This is a genomic window from Paenibacillus ferrarius, from assembly GCF_002027705.1.
In the GTDB taxonomy this organism is placed as follows: Bacteria; Bacillota; Bacilli; order Paenibacillales; family NBRC-103111; genus Paenibacillus_E; species Paenibacillus_E ferrarius.
Map to the genome: position 1 here is coordinate 44695 of NZ_MBTG01000018.1, position 22546 is coordinate 67240.

At 47.0% G+C, this 22546-nt stretch carries 17 protein-coding genes; 7 read left to right on the forward strand and 10 right to left on the reverse strand.

Features of this window, described 5'->3' with window-relative positions:
• Positions 1–56: 56 nt before the first annotated feature.
• The 10 genes from BC351_RS19995 to BC351_RS20040 form a co-directional block, all read right to left on the reverse strand.
• The gene (locus BC351_RS19995) at positions 57–1643 is read right to left on the reverse strand and encodes an extracellular solute-binding protein (RefSeq protein WP_079414501.1); all 1587 of its coding nucleotides are present in this window, start codon (positions 1641–1643) and stop codon (positions 57–59) included.
• Positions 1644–1719: 76 nt separating this feature from the next.
• On the reverse strand, positions 1720–2589 hold the full coding sequence (locus BC351_RS20000; protein ID WP_079414502.1) for a carbohydrate ABC transporter permease: 870 nt from the start codon (positions 2587–2589) through the stop codon (positions 1720–1722).
• 12 nt (positions 2590–2601) lie between these two features.
• Complete coding sequence (locus tag BC351_RS20005) at positions 2602–3549, reverse strand: ABC transporter permease (protein ID WP_079414503.1); 948 nt, start codon at positions 3547–3549, stop codon at positions 2602–2604.
• A gap of 138 nt (positions 3550–3687) precedes the next feature.
• Positions 3688–4854, reverse strand: a complete 1167-nt coding sequence (locus BC351_RS20010) for a response regulator (RefSeq protein ID WP_079414504.1) — start codon at positions 4852–4854, stop codon at positions 3688–3690.
• Positions 4855–4862: 8 nt separating this feature from the next.
• Positions 4863–7937, reverse strand: coding sequence for a hybrid sensor histidine kinase/response regulator (locus BC351_RS20015; protein WP_079414505.1), 3075 nt, complete (start codon positions 7935–7937; stop codon positions 4863–4865).
• Between the two features lie 175 nt (positions 7938–8112).
• Complete coding sequence (locus BC351_RS20020; RefSeq protein WP_079414506.1) at positions 8113–9681, reverse strand: glutathione ABC transporter substrate-binding protein; 1569 nt, start codon at positions 9679–9681, stop codon at positions 8113–8115.
• A 140-nt stretch (positions 9682–9821) separates the two neighbouring features.
• Positions 9822–11378, reverse strand: a complete 1557-nt coding sequence (locus BC351_RS20025) for a glutathione ABC transporter substrate-binding protein (protein ID WP_144028467.1) — start codon at positions 11376–11378, stop codon at positions 9822–9824.
• Between the two features lie 216 nt (positions 11379–11594).
• The gene (locus BC351_RS20030) at positions 11595–12821 is read right to left on the reverse strand and encodes an amidohydrolase family protein (RefSeq protein WP_208629795.1); all 1227 of its coding nucleotides are present in this window, start codon (positions 12819–12821) and stop codon (positions 11595–11597) included.
• 39 nt (positions 12822–12860) lie between these two features.
• On the reverse strand, positions 12861–14345 hold the full coding sequence (locus BC351_RS20035) for an amidohydrolase family protein (protein WP_079414507.1): 1485 nt from the start codon (positions 14343–14345) through the stop codon (positions 12861–12863).
• Positions 14342–15568 carry an amidohydrolase gene (locus tag BC351_RS20040; protein ID WP_079414508.1) on the reverse strand — a complete coding sequence of 409 codons (1227 nt, stop codon included), beginning with the start codon at positions 15566–15568 and terminating at the stop codon, positions 14342–14344. The genes BC351_RS20035 and BC351_RS20040 overlap by 4 nt, the downstream gene beginning before the upstream one ends.
• 192 nt (positions 15569–15760) lie before the next feature.
• On the opposite strand from BC351_RS20040, the gene nikC reads away from it, so the two are divergent.
• The 7 genes from nikC to BC351_RS20075 all read left to right on the forward strand — a co-directional run bounded on the left by nikC (position 15761) and on the right by BC351_RS20075 (position 22545).
• On the forward strand, positions 15761–16660 hold the full coding sequence (gene nikC / locus BC351_RS20045) for a nickel transporter permease (protein WP_079414509.1): 900 nt from the start codon (positions 15761–15763) through the stop codon (positions 16658–16660).
• A gap of 53 nt (positions 16661–16713) precedes the next feature.
• The gene (locus BC351_RS20050) at positions 16714–17634 is read left to right on the forward strand and encodes an ABC transporter permease (RefSeq protein ID WP_079414510.1); all 921 of its coding nucleotides are present in this window, start codon (positions 16714–16716) and stop codon (positions 17632–17634) included.
• A 14-nt stretch (positions 17635–17648) separates the two neighbouring features.
• The gene (locus tag BC351_RS20055) at positions 17649–18680 is read left to right on the forward strand and encodes an ABC transporter ATP-binding protein (RefSeq protein WP_079414511.1); all 1032 of its coding nucleotides are present in this window, start codon (positions 17649–17651) and stop codon (positions 18678–18680) included.
• Positions 18677–19684 carry an ABC transporter ATP-binding protein gene (locus BC351_RS20060; protein ID WP_244209103.1) on the forward strand — a complete coding sequence of 336 codons (1008 nt, stop codon included), beginning with the start codon at positions 18677–18679 and terminating at the stop codon, positions 19682–19684. The genes BC351_RS20055 and BC351_RS20060 overlap by 4 nt, the downstream gene beginning before the upstream one ends.
• Positions 19685–19762: 78 nt before the next feature.
• Positions 19763–20518, forward strand: coding sequence for a sensor histidine kinase (locus tag BC351_RS20065; RefSeq protein WP_079414512.1), 756 nt, complete (start codon positions 19763–19765; stop codon positions 20516–20518).
• A gap of 11 nt (positions 20519–20529) precedes the next feature.
• The gene (locus BC351_RS20070; protein WP_079414513.1) at positions 20530–21228 is read left to right on the forward strand and encodes a response regulator transcription factor; all 699 of its coding nucleotides are present in this window, start codon (positions 20530–20532) and stop codon (positions 21226–21228) included.
• 3 nt (positions 21229–21231) lie between these two features.
• Entirely contained in the window at positions 21232–22545 is a 1314-nt protein-coding gene (locus tag BC351_RS20075; RefSeq protein ID WP_079414514.1) for a sodium:solute symporter family transporter, read from the forward strand.
• Position 22546: the final 1 nt, after the last annotated feature.

The window sequence follows — 22546 nt, forward strand, 5'->3', positions numbered from 1 at the left end:
AGAATAGCATAGGACAACAAAGAGAGGGGCTATTTATCGCCTCTCTCTTTGTTTATTTACTTGATTAGGCCTGCTTCTTTAAATTGCTTGGTTGCTGTATCCTTATATTTCTGCATCTCAAACTTGGTATCCAAGGTTTTGAGGAAATTATCCCAGTTGGTCAGAGGGTCTTTGCCTGTCATGAATTTGACTAGGCTTTCATTAATGAAACGTGTGCGGTCAGCTGCCAAGGTATCGCTTGGGTCTGCAGTTAATAAATTTCCGGGCAAAGTAAGCCCCACATATTGCTGATTGTTCGTGAAAGCTTCTGCCGTCTTCGGATTCTGGAAGCTGAAGTACTCGGCATCATCGCCACGGCGCGGCATTCTATAATGATCAACCCATAGATACTTTTCTTTCATTTCCTTCGATAACTCAGAGGTTTTGTTTTTGACCTTGCCATCCACGATATCCCAATGAATCCCTTTGATCCCGTATGCGAAATTCGGATAGGCTTCCTTGTCCGTAAAGAGATATTCCAGCATAGACAAGATCCGAATGATTTTGTCCTTATCCGCTTTCTTGGAAATAGCCCATGAATTGCCTTGGAACGATTTTCTCTCCACGATTTGATCGCCGTAAGGGCCTTTCATTGGAGGAATGACGATCCATTCCGGTACTTCTCCGCCGATTTCTTTCATTTTCTGCTGATAATCCGGTTCTAGTCTGCGGGCATCCCTGATCATGAAGCCAACTTTACCTTTAAATAACTTTTGGTCCAACAAATCGGGCGTATTCATCGTCACCCAGTCGGGGTCTACAACTTTGGCTGCCATCATTTTATTGATGTAAGCGAGCGCTTCCTTCATTTTGGGATCGATAAACAGGAACACCGGTTTATTGTCTTTCACTTCAATGGCTGAGGGAGGATTGACGCCAAACATCCACATTAAGCTATCGAAGCCGTAGGTTTGCAAATTGCCTTCTTTATTCATACCGCCAATGAATCCGTACGTATCGTTTTTGCCGTTTCCGTCTGGGTCTTTCTCCGTAAAGGCTTTCATCACTTCGAACAGCTCGTCAGGAGTTGTCGGCACTTTCATATTCAGCTTTTTCAGCCAATCGTTGCGGATGAAGTAGCTTCGACTGATGCCGTTTACATTATCATAACCTGGAACGCCAATGGTTTTCCCTTGATAGGACATCGCCTCCCAGGAGTCTTTGCCGAAACGCTTCTGCAATTCGGGAAATTGATCCAGGTACGGAGTCAAATCCGCAAGAACGCCTTGGTCATAATATTGCGCGAGATCGGACCGACTCTTCAAGAAGATTAAATCTGGAATATCCCCGCCTGCAATGAGCGTATTCAGTTTGGTTGTTGCCTGCCCAGCTTGAGGAATCATCATATCCAAGTCGATATTCATCGCCTTTTCCAACATTTGACGTTGAATATCTTCATCACGCGGAGGTATTGGAGCGGCAGCGTTGAAAGTACCTTGGTTAAACATCGAAATTTTCATTTTATTCGCAAACTTGTTTCCCTCGGATTGAGGGCTGCTTGAAGCTGTCGGCTTCCCCGCTTCTTGGTTCCCGCATCCTGACAATATCGTTCCCAGCGCTACGATAGCAGCCAGAACAGTAAACGAAAGCTTTGTACGTTGCATATTGACCTCTCCTTTTGCTTGTATATATATTATCATGGTGTCCCCGTAACAACCTAGGTAGGAATTGCCTTTAACCTTAACCTTTAATCGATCCCATGAGCACCCCCTTCGTAAAATGCTTCTGCATAAAAGGATAAACGATCAAAATCGGAACCGTCGTCACAACGACAGCCGCCATTTGCACAGCGAACTTGCTGACCGTCCCGGAATTGGCAATCGAATCAGCGCTTTGTGTTGCGACGTTAAGCAGAATGTTGCGCAGGACGACTTGAAGCGGCATTAGGTTCGAATCATTCAAGTAGACAATCGCATCGAAATAACTGTTCCAATGCCCCACGGCATAAAATAAGGAAACGGTGGCAAGAACGGGCAAGGACAGAGGTAAAATGATCCGCCATAGCGACTGAAGTTCACTTGCGCCGTCAACCCTCGCCGATTCCTCGATTTCAGCAGGCAATTGCTCGAAGAAGCCTTTAATGATCACTAGATTAAAAGCACTAATGAGATTCGGAATAATCAATACCCACGGGCTGTTCAGCAATCCCATCGAGCGGATTAACAAATAAGTCGGAATCAGCCCTCCGCCAAACATCATGGTAAACACAATGAAGATTAAAAATGTGCTGCGTCCTGGCAAATATTTTTTGGATAACGGATAAGCCGCTATGATTGTAAAAAGCACATTAAGCGCAGTGCCTACAACCGTTCGAAACAACGTAATTTTATACGCCTGCCCTATACCATGAGAAATGAATACTTCTTTATAGGCTGTAAAAGTAAAGGTTTCTGGAATAATAACAATTCCTCTTCTTAACACTTCCGATTCTGGCGTCACGGAAACAGCAACCACATATAGAAAGGGAAGCAAACAAAGTAGGGACAGCACAATAAGAATCATATAAACGGCTGCTTGCCATACTTTTTCCCCGATTGTCAGATTAATCATACGAAAACCACCTCACCAAATTTGACCATCGAATTTTTTGGCGAGCTTGTTTGCAGCCAAAACCAAAATAAATCCGATGACAGCTTTAAACAATCCTACAGCAGTAGCCAAGCCAATCTTAAGACGCTCCAACCCTTCACGGTAGACCCATGTGTCGATAATATCGATCTTCTCCTGGTTAAAACTGTTGGCAAACATGAATATTTGGTCAAAGCCAGCGTCCAGAATATGGCTTAATTTAAGAATCAGCATTAGAATAATGACCCCTCGAATGCCGGGTAATGTGACATGCCATAGCTGTCTCCATTTGGAAGCGCCATCAATTCGAGCCGCTTCATATAAGCTTGGATCGATTCCCGCTAATGCGGCAAGGTACAATATCGCTCCCCATCCAATATCCTTCCATATTTCAGATAAGATGATCAGCAGTCTGCCCCAGGCAGGTTCCGTTAGAAAGGAGATCGGCTCAACACCATTTTCCTTTAAAATCATATTAAAAAGGCCATCTCCGGGCGCTAATAATGCCACCATCAGTCCATAAACAATGACCCATGACAGAAAATGGGGCAAATACGTGATTGTTTGTACGATTTTCTTAAACCATTGGGTATACACTTCATTGAGCAGCAAAGCTAGTACGATGGGAGCAGAGAAACCGAACAACAACTTATACAGCGATATGAGAATCGTATTTTTCATGATGTCCCAGAAATAAACGCCGTTAATAAAATCTTTGAAATTTTTCAATCCCACCCACGGGCTATCCCATAGCCCCAAAGCCAGATTATAATTTTTAAAAGCAATAATGATTCCCGCCATAGGAATGTATTTGAATACAGCAAAGTAAACTAATGCCGGGAATAAAAGAGCATACATCACTTTATGCTTTTGTATCGTTCTTATCCATGAATTCCGCTTATGGGGGAAGGGAATGGCCTCCTCTGCCAATTTCGCTTGCATATCATCACCTCGTCTTTATTTCTATTTGTATAATAGCATCCCCCTATCGGATAAATTTCTGTAATTTCAAGAATTTCTTATAAGATATTAAGTAAGTGGGGCCTTGGAATCATCGTTACTGCACAAAAAAAAGCGGCATTACGCCTTCGACTCATCGTCGGCATTGCCGCTGTACATCTCGGAAAATAATCGAACCGTGGATCTTAATGGAGTGGTTCCCAGTTCTTCTTTCAGTAGCTTCGTAAATCGTTCATAATGCCGCACCATAGACAACCGGTCACCCAACTTCGCGTACACCAGCAGCAGCCTTTCGTTGACATCGTCAAGGTACGGGTTTTGACGAAGAGCGCTGCGCAGACAATGTCCCGCTGCATGGAACTCTTTTGCAGATAAATAGTAATCCGACATTCGTCTCATTAACTCAATATAATCGCTTTTGTAGGTTTCCTGCGCTTCCTGAGTCCAAACAAAACCATCTTCTTCCATATAATTGCCATTATAAAGGTTCGCTATCTTCTCGAATTCGCCGATAGAATCCGAAGTTATTACCATTTCACCGCTAGTGACCCGCTTAAATTCGGCAGCATCACACTCTCCCCCGCGCATCTCCAAACGATAGCAGTTGTTATGAAACTCCAGCTTGAATTTGTCGCCAGCACTCGCTATCTTTTTCCTGATGCTGTAGATACAGGTATGCAGAAATGCAGTAACTTGCTCCAAATTTGCATTAGGCCAAATATCCTCCAGAATTTTCTCTTTCGTGACAAACGTATTCCGATGATGAACGAGATACGCCATCAGTTCGCGTTCCTTGGACGTTCTCCATTTTACTGGAGATGCTGGTTCCGCGTTCGCATCGGGTATCCATTCAAAGCGGCCAAAACAGATAAACTTGGACTTGCTTGTTTGCCTCGCATTGTTAAATTTTTCTTGCTTACCGGCGCTTTGTTTGGACATGATGCGCGCGATTGTTTTGCTTAATCGTTCTACTTTGGTCGGTTTCAGCACATAATCGATGGCATTCAGGTCAAAGGCTTCGACTGCATAATGATTATATGCCGTCACAAAAACCACATCGATTCCGGGGTTAATCTTAGTGATGTGTTCGGCCGCTTCGATACCGTTCAAGCCAGGCATTTCAATATCCAAAAACACAACATCCACGCGCTCCTGCAATAACCTGTTTACCGCTTCGTCCGGTTTCGTAAACGTCCCGATAATCTCGATGTGTCCGATCGTTATCAACAACTTTTCAAGCAAATCCAGCGCTGGTTGCTCATCGTCGATTAATATTGCACGCAGCATAAGTCACCTCACCCAATCGAATTCGGAATGCGAATCATAACTTTCGTACCTTGTCCGGACTCGCTGTCGATTTTAAGACCAGTTCCGTATAGTGTCCTTAAGCGCCCTTCGATATTGGCGAGTCCTACTCCTCTCGTACCGGTTCTTTCTTTGGACAAAGACGCTTTCGTTTCATCGGAAATTCCCGGTCCATTATCCGAAACGACAACAACAAGACAGTCTTGGTCCGCTTTCACGGATATTCGCACGACTCCTCCTTCTGGCCGCTTCATCACTCCGTGCCGAATGGCATTTTCCACGATCGGCTGAATAATGAGTGGAGGAATACGGCAGCGAATGTCCTCATCGACGTCATAGATCACTTGCAGTTGCTCACCAAAGCGGGCCTTTTCGATGAACAGATAAGACTCTATGAGTTCCAGCTCCTTGTGGATCGAGACGAGTTGTTCTCGGTTTTGGAAATCGAAGCTGCTTCTCAAGTACAAGCTCAATTCGACAAGTAAATCCTGAGCTTTGCTTACGTCTGTATGACTTACCGAAATCACGGTATTGAGCGTGTTAAACAGGAAGTGGGGCTTAATTTGTGCCTGCAAAAAAGCCATCTCGATATGGATTAAATCGTTAACCGATTTTTTCAATTCGAGCAGTGTCCGGATGCGAGCCTTTAATTCGCCAGCCTCGATCGGTTTGCCGAGAAAGTCGTTCACACCCGAGTCAAAAGCTGTCACAATGTCCTCCGGACGATTTCTGGCAGTTAACAGCAATACCGGGAGTTCCGACAACGAGTATCGTCTGCGAATATTCCGGCACACTTCGTAGCCTGACATTCCGGGCATCATCAAATCGATAATCGCCAAATCGATACGCCGGTTCATCTCAATCTCGCGCATCGCATCCATCCCGCTGGAAACGGCAATGACCGTATATTTCTCTACGGACAGTAGATTGAGCAGCACCTGCCGATTGGCAGCATCGTCATCGGCAATCAGGATCGTATAGATGCCTTCCCCTTCCAATCGAACCTTATTCGAAGAAATCATTTGGGGTGCAGCCAACTCCTGCAAAGGGTTCGTCAAATTCATTCCCGGATCGTTCCGTTTCTCGACTTCTCGATTAGCGGATGGCACTGTAAAGGTAAACACTGCCCCTTTACCCTGTTCCGATTCCACCCAAATGCTTCCTCCGTGCAATTCCACCAATCGCTTGGTGACGCTGAGACCGAGCCCCATTCCGCCGTACTCCATCGCGACCGCCTTCCCAGCCTGCTCGAACGACTCGAAGATGACTTCCAGCTTGTCTTGCGGAATGCCGATACCGGTATCCGAAACGGAAACCGCCAGCCAGCCATCGTTCTCCCGCGCTGATACGACAATCTGACCTGAATCCGTAAACTTAAGCGCATTACCGACCAGATTGTTCAAAATTTGCACAAGCCTGTCTTCATCCACATAAACATAGAGACGATCGTTCAGAAGATCAACGAATTTCACCGGCTTGTCCCCGGCCATATAGCGGAACATCTCGAATATAAGGCGAGCAATCGGTTGTAACGCCACTGTTTTCCGCTTCAAAACAAGCTCTCCGTTCTTCAATTTGGAGAAATCAAGCAGATCGCCTAACAGGTTGGCCATCCTCTTGCCGGTATCTTTGATCATGGCTACATTCATCTTCTGATCCGGCGACATTGGACCTGCCGCGCCTTCAAGCAACGATCCAGCAATATTAATGATGGCGTGAAGCGGCGTTTTCATTTCATGGGATGTATTGGCAAGAAATTCGTCCTTCACTCGGTCCATAAATCGCAGTCGTTCTGAAAGAGTCTCCACTGTCTTGAACGTATTCACAAACCGTTTTGACAAAAACAACCCTTGAGCAACGGCAAAACATATCCACGCGGCTGTCTGAATAGACAAGACGGATACAATTCCCAAAATGTCCAATGCGGAAGCGACTTCAATGATCAGAAGCGACAATGCGCCGATCAGCATCAACGACGAACCTTCCCTCCGTCGCATCATGCCGGCAGACATCACATAGGCGACGTACAGGATCTCGAAAAATGCCAGTACCAATCCAACGCTGCCCAGTTTACTGAAGACCGGTGCGGGTGTAAGCAGAATAAGCAGCAATCTCACTGCAAGAGTCAATCCGAACCCTTTCATGACGACTTTCTTAAATAAACCCGGAAAAGATTCCATCGCGTACAGCAGGAGAAATAATTCGGAAGCTGCACCGGAGAAGGTTTGTATTTTCAAAAACAGTTCAAAAGGAATCCCCGGCGCAAACATCGCCGCAACTTTCTCGCCGTGAGTCGCCAAATATACGCAGACCGCTAAACAGCACAAACCAAAATAGAGCCAGGAACGTTCTCGTCCTCTCATTAAGAAAAGAATAATGAAATAAGCGCCGATTAACAAAAAGCAGGCTGTGGCTAATAAATCTTCCACCACCGCAAACTCCCGCATGGACAGTATGTCTTCCTGATACCCTAAATAAATAGGATGGGTGATTCCTCCCTGAAAGTATTGAAAATTAGCAACTTGAATGATGATGTCAGCATGGTTTCCGTCAATCTGCAGAAAACGAACGTAAGGCGTATTGACAGAAAGCGTCTCCTGTATATTCGTCCCTGGAATGCCGCCGGAACCGATCTCCCTGCCGTTTACGAACAGTTTGTGAGCTGTTTTAATGTTTATCTGCCTGATTCCGTAGATCTGCCCAGAGGTGCCCTGCAAATTAACATGCAGCCGGAATGTCGCAAATCCATGCGAAGACCCGTTCAAGCCCCCGGCCGCATACTTCTCCCAACTGTCTGGCACGCGAACGAACCCTGTCATCTCCGGCAGTTTGCCGTTATGTCCTTGCGGGTCGAAATCGTCCGGAGTGAGCAACTGATTCCGATAATATTCCCATTCCCCGTCCAGGCGGGTAGACCCGTTATTAGCAAAGTTCCATTGGGTTAAATCCAATTCGCCTTTTACTGCCTCCGGATAGATCGGGGAAGCCCAAAATTTAATGGAAAACCCAACGAAACCGAAAATGATACAAATAATCGTGATAGTGACCTTGACTTTTTTACGCATCCGCTTCGCCTTTTTTTGTCAAATGTTATGATAGAAGAGTATTCGACAAAAACTAACAAATTCCTTTGAAAATCAAGCTGCTCCCGCTGCCAAACGATATTTCAAAAAAGCAAAAAATTGCCGCATCTTCAGCTTTAAAGCCAAGATAACGACAATTTTATTGATAAAAATGCTTTTACTTTACGGTAACATCGTTTAGCATCAGATATCCTACCGGATTTAGCGCAAATCCTTTTACATTTTTAGCTGTTGCTGCAACGTGATCAATCGTGCGGATCGGAATCAGCGGACTATCTTTCATCTCGATTTCTTGCGCTTTAGCGTAAATCGCTTTACGTTTTTCCACATCTTTTTCACGACGGCCTTCTTCAATTAGCTTATCCACTTCCGGATTGGTATAGAAAGCAAGATTGCCTTTGCTTCCGTGGGAGGAGCTGTGAAACACATTATACTGATTATAATCCGCATCGCCGGTCGCGTTCCCCCAACCGCCGATAAACATGCTGTGCTCGCCTTTTCCAGTTACATCCAGATACGCGCCGTACTCCATCACTTTAATTTCGAGGTCGATGCCAATCCCTTTCAACTGAGATTGAATGACTTCCGCCAGATTGATGCGTTCTTTTCTGTCATCTGTCACAATGGATGTTTTGAATCCATTTGGAAAGCCAGCCTCGGCAAGCAGTTCCTTCGCCTTATTGATGTTGTAATCATACTCGCCCAATTTAGGATTAAAGCCTATCATCTTAGGGGAAAGAGCCGATATGGCTTTGCTGCCCACGCCGTTATAGACACCTTTGATAATGGAGTCCTTTTCAATGGCATAAGAGAATGCCTGACGAACGCGCACATCATCAAACGGTTTTTTCTTCACATTAAACCCAATGTATTCTACCCCAAGCCCTTCGGTGCGAGCCAGTGTCATGGACGTTGAATTCTTCACGCGGTCTAATTCCGTTACTGGCAGCTGATCGCTAATCTGAACTTCTCCCGATTCCACCATGGCAACCCGCGTAGTATCCTCTGGTACTACTTTGTAAACAACTTTATCTACTTTCGGAATCTCTCCCCAGTAGCTATCATTTTTGACAAGAATCATCTCTTGCCCTGGCGTCCAGGACTGGAATTTGAATGGACCAGTTCCAATTGGATTTTTCGACAGCTTGTCAGCCTGTTCCGCAATAGCTTTCGGGCTAAGGATACTGCCTTCATTGCTGGCAAGAATGGACAGAATAGGGGCATACGGATAGGACAGAATGAATTGTACCGTATAGTCATCAACAGCCTTCACTTCTTTTACCATGGAGAAATTGCTTGCTCTTGGCGAATTTACTTTTGGATCCAGAGCACGCTCCATGGTCTTCTTGACGGCTTCGGCCGTGAACGGCGTTCCATCGTGGAAAGTCACGCCTTTGCGCAGCTTGAACTCCCAAGTTAAGTCATCTACCTGTTTCCACTCTGTCGCTAGAGCAGGCTTGTACTCCATGTTCTTATCCGTCATGAGCAGACCTTCATAAACCTTGCCAAAGATATAATTGGCTGAAGGAATGTTGGTTATAAACTGGGGATCCAGGTTATTCGCATCTGCCTTCCTTGCGATGGTCAATGTACCGCCTGCTTTCGAAGATTCCGAAGCTTTCCCGTTATCGGCTGTCGAATTTGGTGAAGAGGAGCATCCGGCTAACACTGTCATACCGACAAGAGACATTGCGAGAAAACCGCCAAGAATAAGATTTCTTTTCATAGTAAACCCTCCTGTTTCGATCATGTTGATAAGGCTGTTTATTTCTTATAAGCATTATAGAGAATATTAGCCAAAGTGCCTTGCACATTCTTTACGTTTATTTACAATATCTTTACTACTTTCGTTATGCTAACCATCCATTATTTCATGGTCACATCATTAATTTCAATGTACCCTGAAGGGCTAATCCATACACCTTGCACATTTTTGGCGATGGCAGCCAAATTCTCCGAGCTGCGATAAGGCAGCAACGCTACATCATTGATTTCGATAGCCTGCGCTTTTTCATAGATTTGTTTGCGTTTTTCGGGGTCCGCTTCTTTACGTCCACTTTCGATTAGCTGATCTACTTCTTTGTTGGCATAAAAAGAGTGATTTCCGGGAACACCATGAGAACTGCTGTGGAACAGGTTGTACTGATTGTAATCCGCGTCGCCTGTCGCATTCCCCCAACCACTAATGAACATTTCCGTCTGCGCTTTGGAAGCTGCATCGATGTACGCCCCAAACTCCATGACTTTCACTTGGAGATCGATTCCAATCCCTTTTAACTGCGATTGAAGAACTTCCGCCACATTAATACGGGCTTTATTATCGTTCAAATATACGGTAGCCTTTAATCCGTTCGGATAACCGGCTTCTGCGAGCAATTGCTTCGCTTTGTTCAAATCATAGGCAAACCCTTTTATATTTGGACTGTAACCGATCACTTTGGGCCCAAGGCTCGAATTCGCTACTTTGCCGACGTTGTTATATACACCTTTAATGATCGCTTCTTTATCTATGGCATAAGCAACGGCCTGACGTACACGGGCATCGTCAAACGGCTTTTTACTCGTATTGAAGCCAATATGATCCACGGCAAAGGCATCGAATCGGCCAAGACTCATCGTTGCGGAAGATTTGACGCGTTCGATTTCGGTAACCGGCAGCTGCTCGGCAACTTGGGCTTCTCCGGTTTCAATCATGGCAACGCGAGTCGTATCCTCAGGAACTGTTTTAAAAATGACTTTATTAAACTTTGGTTGATCTCCCCAATAGCTTTCATTTTTCACCAGGACAATTTCTTGACCGGGGGTCCACGATTCGAATCGGAACGGCCCTGTGCCTGTAGGGTGTTTCGTTAATTCTTTTCCATACTGTTCGATGGCCTTAGGACTCAGTATACTGCCTTCCGCACTTGCCAAAATAGAGAGAAGCGGTGCAAACGGGTACTCAAGAAGGAACTGAACCGTATATTCATCCACCACTTTGACTTCTTTGATCATCGAAAAAAGATTCGCTTTCGGCGTAGGTTCCTTCTTATCCAATACGCGGGCAATTGTTTTGCGAACCGCTTCTGCATTGAATGGCGTTCCGTCATGGAACGCCGCGCCTTTGCGGAGTTTAAATTCCCATGTAAGGTCATTTAATTGTTTCCATTCGGTGGCAAGTAAAGGCTTGTACTCACTGTTCTTATCCAGTTGAACGAGACCTTCATAAATCTTATGCTGAATCACGGCCATGGAGTTGATCTGTGTGCTGAAATGCGGATCAAGGTTGTTCGCATCGCTCAATCGCGCAACGACTAGCGTGCCGGTGTTCTTCTGTGCTGTCGGGGTTGTTTCTTTGTTGCCGTCACTCACTTCTTTAGCGGAAGTACAACCAGCCAGTGCTAAAGTTAAAATTAAGAAAGCGCTAACAATTTTTCGGTTCATACAAGGTCCCCTTTTTGAATGAATTATCTTCATATTTAGATAATAAATAATTTTCAGATTTTTTATTTTCACAATCTTTACTTGATTTTATATAATCTTTACTACTTTCATTGAACAAATGCGGATAAACGACTTCGTCTTCCTTTTAGGGTTCTCCCTCAAACATAAAAAAAGGCATAGCCCCCTCCCGAATGGGAGAAAACTATGCCTACCTCACTACAACGAACCGGAGACGATATTTCCGCGATACAGCACCGCTTGACGCTTGGCTCTTCGCGCTACCGCTTCCGCCGAACAACCCGCATGAACAAGCACCGCGCTTGCTTCATCGCCAACGGCCGGCCAGACGCGGACGCCTTCCGCGGAAAGCGGAAGCTTGCCGCCTGTAATGAAGCCGAGAGCCTCTGCAAGCGAGCGCTCGTCACTCCAGCGGAATCGCTCCGCCAGACGGCCGACTCTTTCCAAGCTGTCACCTTGGCCGAATGGGGACCAGTGATCTGTGATGCTATCGTCGCCCAGCGATACGGAAACGCCTTTTTGCTTCAGAAGCGGAATCGGTATCGTCGCTCGGTTAATCGGCACGGTGGAGGTGATCGCGATACCGAGCTGAGCAAACAACTCGGCCACTTCGCTTTGCAGCTCGACCGGAACGTCAGCAAGACCTAGTGCGTGGCTGACGGTTACGCGCCCCTGCCAACCCGCTTCCTCGGTTAGTGCGGCAAGCCTTTTGAAGGTGAATATGCCTAAATGACCAGGGTCGTGAATGTGGACGTCAACGTCTGCGTCAGCCTCTACAGCCAGCTCCATAATCGTATTGAGCGATTTCTCGATGTTCTGATCAACCGAGGCCGGATCTACGCCACCCATGGATGTCGCTCCCATTCGGAGCGCCTCACGCGCCATCTCCACAACGTTGCTGCGCAGCAGCCCGTGCTGCGGGAAGGCTACGATTTCGCCAGACAACTTGCCTGAATATGTTTCGAAAGCTTGCAGAGTGGCTTCAAGGTTTTTCAAGCCGATATAGGGATCAATGTTGCAATGGCTTCGGACATAGGTCGTGCCGTTCTTCTGCAACAGCCCAAGCATCGCTTCCGCCCGCTCCCTGGCTGTCGGCAGCAGCTGCGTAAGCAGCGTCTCTTCTTCCTTTAAGCGAGTAAAAATATTCACCGGCGGTGAGCAAGCTTTCCATGGCCCTCCATAATACGTTTTATCGATGTGAATATGCATATCGCGGAACGCTGGAAGCAGAAGCAGGCTCTTAGCATCTTGCTGAGGCAGATCGCTGTCTAAAGTCGTGTCTGCTGCTACGATTTGTGTAATCTTCCCATCCTCAATGAGGAGATGGCAGATCTCCGTTTCCGTTCCTGTGATTCTTCCATTTTCATAGCAATAGCCGCTCTCCAAACAGACGTTAGTTAGCCAATAAGTCGAATTCATACTCATGTTGGTTACATCCTTTCTCCCTGTCAAATTTGCAATCTCTTACAGCAACTCAGGATCAAAACGTTTCTCATCCACATAAGCCCTAGCGTGACCCCAGAAATATTTGGTCGGTTCCATATACTTCTGCAGCCCTGCGCGCTCAATCGTCCGCTTCGCTTCTTCATTCGCTTCATCAAGCGCCGTGAACTCGTCAACTGTGAGCACTTTGCGGTCTTCCATCACGATTTTCCCATTCACAATAACGTTGTCTACATCGCTCGCTACCGCTTGATGCACCAGCCGGTGCACATACATATATTCAGGTGTCAAATGCGGCTGGCGCATGTTGACCGTTATCACATCCGCTTTCTTGCCTGCCTCCAACGAGCCTAGTTCATCATCCCAACCTACACAGCGCGCCGCATCAATCGTGACCATCTCCAGCAGCTTGCCGGCCGGCAAATAGTAGTAATCCTTGAGTGCCGCCTGATGGATCATCTGCGTCTTGCGCATCGCTTGGAACATATCAAAACTGGCTGCCGGAGAGGTACCATCCGTGGAAATCGCCACAGTTGCGCCCATCTCCATCAGTTCCGTTATTGGCGTCCGCGCATTGACTTGTCCGAACCCTGGGGCAGAGCTAACATTGGTGCCTGTTTCAGCCAGAATTCGCGCTTCGTCAAACGAGATGCCACGGCAATGCTGCAAATGCACATCGGGCCCCAACAAAGCGTTTTCTTTATCTTGAATCGCCAGGTGAATCATGCCTCCGAAAGCATCCGAGTGAATCCGCGTCTTGTATTTCCGGGCGATCTCGCGAATCTTTTTCGCTTGATAACGATCATGTTCAGTTAAGCCGTACAATTGGTCCGGCGGAGTCGGGGCTGAAGGATTTACGGAAGTTACGATAACAAATGGCGTGATAAAAGCACGAATATGATCGTCGTGCGCATGATGGAGCGCTTCAATCACCGACTCGGCACCCTTCAGCACCTCTTCGTAAGTCACTTCTCTGGTTACCCGCTTCCCATCCACCCAGCGGCTGAACGAATGCGGCCAAGGCGGGTTGCAAGGACCCGTGCAGACAATTTCGCGTATGCCAACTTCGGAGTACGCTTTGGCATGATTTAGCGCAAAGATAGGATCATCGGAACGAGGCATGGACCCAAGCACACAGGCGCCTGTCGTGATCCCTGCTTTTAAGCGTTCCAGCGCATTCAGCTTACCTTCGTAATACCAAAACTCATCCGTTACGAAGTGCTTGTACGTATGCGTCATGATCGGCATCCAGAAACTGATGTTGTCCATGGCGATCGTCTTGAACATGGAGTGACCGCCATGACCATGGACATCAATCAGACCGGGCAATATACAGTGATGGCTGCAATCTATCGTTTTCTTCGCCTCATATTTCTCTAGCAATTGCTCAGTGTCAGCAACCTCCAGAATTCTCCCCTCGTGGATCGCGACAGCTCCGTTCTCAAGGATGCGCCGTTCTTGATCCATGGTAATCACGACGCCATGAACAAGCAATAAATCGATCATAGCTGAAGTCCTCCTGCCACCAATGTCCCTCGATAGAAGACAGCCTTGCGTTCCGCTCTTCTCGCGACAGCCTCCGCAGATGAGCTCGCATCTACAAGCACCACGCTAGCTTCATCTCCAACCTTTGGCCATGAGCGGTTGCCATCTCGATCCAGCGTTGTCTTGCCTCCCGTAATGAAACCAAGCGATTGTGACAAGGAATACTCGTCAATCCAGCGGAAGCGTTCCGCTAAACGGCCTGCTCGTTCCAGGATGTCCCCGTTGCCGAAAGGCTGCCAAGTATCGAAGATATTATCGCAGCCCGCAGCGACAGCCACGCCTTTCTCATGCAAAAGCGGAACCGGCGGCAGCGTTCTGCTGTGGGGCGCGCTTGTAATGATCGTAATGCCTGCCTCGGCTAAAATGGCGGACAACTCCGCCGCCTCACCGGCTGGCACTTCGCCTAGAGCGAACGCGTGGCTGATCGCCACTCTTCCTTGCAAGCCCGCTTCCATCGTAAGCGCTGCCAAGCGCCTCATTGTAAAAGTACCCAAATAATCCGGATCATGCAGATGTAAATCGACGCCCGCATTAGCCTCAACGGCCAGCTCCATCATTTGTTGCAAAGATGCTTCGATATCTCCGTCTACCGTTGCGGGATCGACACCGCCGATCAGCGTAGCGCCTTCGCGAAGGGCTGCTCTAACCAGCTCCTTGGACTTGGATCGCAGCAATCCATGCTGTGGGAAAGCTACAATTTCATAAGAGAGTTTCCCCTCATACTGGTCCAACGCCATCTGCACAGCTTCCAAGTTATGCAGCCCTGTGTCCGGATAAATATCCACATGTGTCCGCACTTCCGTCGAACCTGCACTTAATAGCGCAGCCAGCAAGTTTTCTGCTCTCTCCTTGGTCGAAATCGGCAGTGTAGGGAGTATCCGTTTCTCCAATTCGCAGCGTTCCACGATATTGGCTGCGGGAATGACTGCGCGCCACGTTTCTCCAATCAACGTTTTATCCAAATGAACATGTTTCTCAATAAATGATGGCAGCAATAGCAGGTTCTTTCCGTCTTGCTTCGGAAGATCCGTTTCTAGCGGTTTATCAGCAGAAACGATTTCACTGATGAAACCGCCCTCTATACGCAGATGGCAGGTTACAGTCTCTGTCCCGGAGATCACGCCATTATCATACAAATAGCCGTTCTCCAGACGAACATTGGTTAACCAATAAGATGAACTCACGAATTACTCACCCTTCCTTCCTTTTCCAAAAATTCGGTGTGTTTTGCTTGTACTCCCTCAATTATAAAGAATATTCTGTGTTTTATTTTCACAATCTTTACTTCTATTTAAGGTATCTTTACGAGTTGTCCAAAGCTTATTTACTTCGTCCTTATTTCTGATAACTTTAATTTAACAAAGGAGGTTTGCTAGATGAATGTTGATTATGCTGAACAAAAGCAAGCGCTACCAAAACAGGTTCTCTCGGCTCGTCCAGGCAAGTGGAGAACATTTTATTTAAAGCTGCGAAGAAATAAATTAGCGATGCTGGGCGGGTACGTTATTCTTTTCTACTTCCTTGTCGCCATCTTTGCTCCGCTTCTGGCGCCCTACGATCCCTATCATATTGAATTAGCGAACAAGCTCAAGCCTCCCTCAGCTGAACATTGGATGGGGACGGACGATAAGGGTCGCGACGTGTTAAGCCGGTTGATCATCGGGACACGCCTTTCTCTCTCTGTAGGATTTGTGGCCGTGTTTATCGGAGCTTTCTTCGGAATCGTTCTCGGGTTGTTTGCCGGCTATTATGGGAAATGGGTGGATACGATCATTATGCGTGTGATTGACGTTTTGCTTGCTTTTCCGGGCATATTGCTCGCACTCGCCATCGTAAGCGCCTTAGGTCCCAGTTTAATCAACGTGATGATTGCCATTGGCGTATTTTCCATCCCGATGTTCGCCCGGATCGTCCGCGGTTCGACCTTATCGGTGAAAAAGTTGGAATACATCGACGCGATCCGCTCTTTGGGAGCCAGCGATCTGCGGATCATATTCGTGCACATTTTCCCGAACATCCTGTCCCCGATTATCGTTCAAGCCACTCTAAGGCTCGCAACAGCTATCCTCTCTGCCGCAGGATTGTCCTTCTTGGGACTTGGCGCTCAACCGCCTTTGCCTGAATGGGGTGCTATGCTGAGCAACGGACGCGACTTTTTATTCACAGTACCTTATCTGGCCTTATTTCCGGGACTTGCCATCTCTACATTAGTTATTGGATTTAACGTATTTGGGGACGGGCTCAGAGACGCATTGGATCCAAGAATGAAACACTAAGCTCGTGCTTTCGAAGACAGTTTTCTTAAAAGAAAACTCTAAGGGGGATATCCATGTTCGTATACATCATTCGCCGGCTGCTCCAGATGATCCCGGTACTGTTAGGCGTCATTCTAGTCGTATTCTTGATTATGCAGCTTGTGCCTGGCGATCCGGCCGTTCTGCTCGCAGGTGAAGGTGCTTCCGCTGAAACGGTTGAACGCATTCGTCATCAACTGGGCTTAGATCAGCCATTGTTTATGCAATATTTCCAGTACGTCATCGACGTGGTTCGAGGAGATTTTGGGATCTCGCTTCGCTCCAATCTGCCTGTTTTTAACGAAATCATGATTCGCTTACCGATCACAATTGAGCTTGCTGTGGCCAGTATATTCATCACCATTGTTCTCGGGATGCTTGCCGGAATCATATCCGCTACGAAGCAATATACGGCATCTGATATCACGATCATGATTATCGCTCTGCTCGGTGTATCCTTGCCCAGCTTCTGTCTCGGGCTCTCGCTCATTTACTTTTTCTCTGTGAAAATGCACCTCTTTCCTGTCGCGGGCTGGGGAACATGGAAACATGTTGTGCTCCCGGCCATCACATTAGGAGCTTCAGGTGCTGCCATTGTCGCCAGGATGACGCGCTCCACGATGCTGGATGTCATTCGCCAAGATTATATTCGAACAGCCAAAGCGAAAGGCTTGAAATTACGCGTTATCATTTATAAACATGCCCTCAAGAATGCACTGATTCCTGTCATTACCGTGGTGGGACTACAGTTCGGCGTATTGCTCGGCGGTACGGTCTTAGTAGAATCTGTCTTTGCCATTAACGGACTTGGACGGCTAATTGTAGATGCCATTCGCATGCGTGACTTGCCTATGGTACAGGGTGGCGTACTGATCGCCTCCATCATTTTCGTCATGGTTAACCTTGCGGTCGACGTCCTGTATCGCAACTTCAACAAACGTATCGAGCTGGATTAAAAGGAGGGAACTAGATGCTTAAACAACAAGAGAAGGTTTTGGAAGTAAGCAATCTTCAGACACACTTCTTTACCGATGAAGGCGTAAGCAGAGCTGTTGACGGCATTGATTTTACGCTCCATAAAGGGGAAACGCTCGGACTTGTAGGCGAATCGGGCTGCGGTAAAAGTATTACATCGCTTTCCATCCTCAGGCTGATCGCCAGTCCCCCCGGGCGAATCGTTAACGGAGAAATCCTTTTCAAAGGACAAGACTTATTGAAAAAAACGGATAAAGAAATGGGTGCCATCCGCGGCAACGAAATCTCAATGATTTTCCAAGAACCCATGACTTCTTTAAATCCCGTGTACTCGGTTGGGGAACAAATCGCAGAAGTTTTTCGCCATCACCAAAAGCTCGGGAGAAAGGAAGCCTGGGAGAAAGCAGTCGACATGCTGCGTCTGGTCGGTATTCCCTCCCCGGAGAAGCGCGCCAAACAAGAGCCTTATGAACTTAGCGGCGGCATGCGGCAGCGGGTGATGATCGCCATGGCGATGGCTTGCAGCCCGGAGATTCTTATTGCTGACGAGCCGACAACCGCTCTGGATGTAACGATTCAAGCGCAAATCCTGGATCTGATGAAGCTGCTGCAGAAGCAAATGGGCATGAGTATCATTATGATCACCCACGATCTGGGGGTCGTTTCTGAAACGTGCGATCGCGTAGCCGTGATGTATGCCGGCAAGATCGTGGAATATACCGCGGCTGGCGAGTTATTCGCCAATCCGAAACATCCCTACACAGTAGGATTACTTAACTCTCTTCCTCGTGCGGACCAAGACCAAGAAGAACTGCAAGCGATCCAAGGAAGTGTTCCAAGTCCATACAACATGCCTGCGGGATGCCGTTTTGCTCCTCGTTGTCCGCAAGCGAGAGAACTTTGTCATACAACTGTACCGGAGCTAACCGACGTCGGAAATGGCACTCAGGTTCGCTGCTGGATGTATACACCAGAGTGGAACGTACAGCTTGATGCGCATATGAAAGCGGGGGGCTCAATCCAATGACAATACCTATGGAGCGTGGCAAGGATAAGAAGGTTTTAGTTGAAATCAACCATTTGAAACAATACTTTCCGATCAAAGGCGGCATCTTAGGGCGAACCGTGAACCATGTAAAAGCTGTGGACGATATCAGCTTTAACATTCATGAGGGAGAAACGCTTAGCATTGTAGGTGAATCAGGCTGCGGCAAATCAACTACAGGACGAGCTTTATTGCGCCTGGATGAACCGACTGGAGGAGATATCCACTTTCAGGATAAGGATGTCCTTGGCCTGAATAAGCGTGAGCTCAGAAAGCTGCGCAAGGACATGCAGGTCATCTTCCAGGATCCTTTTGCCTCGCTGAATCCTAGGCAAACCGTCCGCCAAATTCTCGGCGAAGCGCTCACCATTCAAGATGTCATTCCGAAGGAAAAGCGGACAGAACGTATTCAGGAACTGCTTGACAATGTCGGGTTACGGTCCGACCATATCGACCGATACCCGCATGAATTCAGCGGCGGTCAGCGCCAACGTATCGGCATCGCACGCGCATTAGCTGTGGAGCCGAAGCTTATCATCTGCGATGAAGCCGTTTCTGCACTGGATGTGTCCATCCAAGCACAAGTGCTGAACCTGCTGAAGAAGCTCCAGCATCAATATAAGCTGACTTATTTATTTATCTCCCATGATCTGGGCGTGGTACGCCACATCTCCGATCGGGTGATGGTCATGTATCTAGGTAAAATCGTAGAAATTGCGGACAAAAAATCGCTTTTCGATAACCCGCAGCACCCTTATACCAAAGCTCTCCTTTCCGCCATTCCTGTACCCAATCAGAAGGAAAAGAAAGAGCGCATCCTGTTGACCGGCGATGTTCCCTCTCCCATCAATCCGCCTCAGGGATGCCGCTTTCATACGCGCTGCCCGTTTGTCGTTGAAACGTGCAGATCAAAGGAGCCTGAGCTGCGCTTTACCGGTGAAGGACATCAAGCAGCTTGCCACTTGGTTGCTTCAGGTAATTATTGACTTCATTCGCTTTATCATGACGAATAATTTAAACTGGTAGAGAAAACAACTATTAAAACCGTATGCAGAAGGGATCTCATGCTTAGCTTTGAGGGTTTTACCTTACTCATTTTGCTGTTTATTTTAGCTCCAATTATTGGGGCTATTACTTTATTATTTTTGTTTGTCTTTGAGAAACGCATTGATCTCCTGGAAAACAAAACGAAGAAGATAGAGTTGGAAAAAGAGCTGCAGCAATCGCTTTACAACCAATTAAATCAGCAAATCCAGCCCCATTTTTTATTCAATTCGTTGAACGTGATTCTAACCTTGGCGCGCTTGGAACGTACGGAAGAATTGGTCAGAGCCCTTGAGGTCTTCTCCCAATTCCTTAAGTTTAAGTACAAAACCACCGAACCCGTTATTCCTCTTCGTGAGGAAATTCGTTACACGGAGTACTACATCGAGATTCAAAAGCTGCGTTTCGGTACTCGCCTTACAGTTACTCTAACGTGCGATGAAGAACTCCAGGAAGCCTATATCCCGCCTTTTGTTTTGCAGACCATTGTTGAGAATGCGTTTAAGCACGGGTTGGAACGGAAAGTTGGAGCCGTGAATCTTGATATCCGTTTTTCCCTTGAACAGGAGACGGCAATTCTTCTTGTCTTCGATAATGGCACGATGGAGCAAGAGGAATCTGCCATGGAAGCGAAGAGCGGACATGGCTTGGACAACATTAGACGCCGTCTGCATCTTTACTTTGCCGATCGGGCTAGCTTACAGATTCAATCAATCCCGGAGACAGGTACGAAGGTGCAAATCAAATGGCCTTTCATCATAGAACCTAACTTATAAGAGGTGACCTAATGAATGTATTACTCGTGGATGACGAGCCTCTTGAGCTGGAACAGCTTGAATATCTGATACACCCGCTTTTTCCTTTTTGGACCTTGTACAAAGCATCCGATAGCTGCCAAGCTACCGCCATTAGCCAAAAGGTAAAGATTCATCTTGCCTTTCTTGATATCAATTTGCCAGGCAAGTCAGGACTGGAACTTGGCGAAGAGCTGCGTCAACATAATCAAGATATTGAGATCATAATCGTCACCGCCTACCAAAACTTCCATTATGCCAAACAGTCCATCCGTCTTGGTGTGGTCGATTACATGACGAAGCCGGTCATCCAAAGCGAGCTGAATGATATTCTGAGCAAATACCGCAATAAGATGCCGCAATCCAAGTACTCCCATGTTATTCATGACGCGCTGACCATCATTCATGAAAAATATGCAGAAAAGCTCGCGCTTGCCGACCTTGCCGCTGAGGTGCACATTAATCCAACCTATTTAAGCCGCCGCTTTCATGACGAAGTTGGTGTGTCATTCTCCGAATACTTGATGCAGTACCGCATTCAGATTTCCAAAAAGTATCTCCTGTCTCATCCCGATTGGAGTATTTCTACCGTATCAGAGAAAAGCGGCTTTAACAGCCAGCATTACTTTTGCACCATTTTTCGCAAAAGCACAAGCCAAACACCTAAAGAATATCGCGAGAAGGAGAAATAAACCTTGCTTTACCAATCATTTCGTGAATATGCGCAGGGAGCAGCCAAGATTGGCATAGGTCTGGGAGTAATATCAATCTTAGCCAGATGGGTAACAGGCATTACCATCTTCGCCTCCCCCGAAGCGCTGGTCAAATATGGCATCTTTGGCGGAATTGGCTATGCGTTGATGGGAGCCATCGCGCTGATGGCTTTTGGCTGGCTTGGGAAAAGGGTGCGTAAAGAGTTCGGCGACGGCTTGACCATTGGGGATTTTTTTCAATTTAAGCTTCACCGGGTCGGTTATTGGATGATGATTGCTATCCTGCTTATCACCAGTATCGAGGGCTTATTTACGCAGGGAATGGCCGCAGGCGTGCTTGTCAATATTTTGTTCGGCATCCCAATTTCAATTGGAATGCTTTGTTTCTTCCTGTTTTGCGTCGTCTATGTCGGCTTTGGCGGAATTGTCCTGATTCAGCGTTTGGCCTTCGTTCAAGTCATATGTATGTTTGCCGCAGCCATCCTCATCCCCCTTTATTTTTTCATTGCAAAAGGGGTTGAAAACGTTTATCAAGGAATTCGCCTCTATCATCCTTATTTACTCGTGCTAAACAATCACGAAGGATTGTTTTTTATGTGTACAGGCCTATTCATTGGCTTCGGGCAAGTTTTCGTCGACCAAGCAACGTGGCAACGTCTATACATGCTCGAAGGCAAAAAAATCGTGCCCACCTTCCTGCTATCCGGGCTCATCTGGGCAACCGTTCCGCTAGCTTTTTCTTCGTTAATTATGGTCGTTATATTTACAGGCAGTTTTAATAACATTTATTCACTCTTATTTGATCTTATCCGCAAGATTGACACCATTTTCTTACTGGTGTTGTTCGTCCTCTGTTCATTCGGTGCCGTAACCTCAGCCTTCGGCGCTGGGCTGCATTCCATGATCAGTCTCATCGCGGGCAACGTGTATCCCCTCTTGAAGCCTGACGCCAATGAACGACAGAAGATGCGTATGGGATACATGCTTGCGATTGCAATCGGCGTTCTGTCGATTGTACTTACCTTTTTTTTCACACCTACACTTCTGGAGCTGCTCTTTTTCTTTGGCATTATTTACGCGGCACTCATTGTCCCTCTGTTGTTCATCGTTTTTAGCAAAGGAAAAGTGGACAATTTCATTCCTCTCTGCGCACTGATAGGACTAGTCGCGGGATATACAAGCCGATACAAGTTAGGGAACTTAGACGCCGTCTGGGTTAGTATGATGGTGTCAAGCCTACTCGTCATTGTGCATTGGGGCAGTAAGTTTATTAAGAAACAACTGGGAAATCATTGAG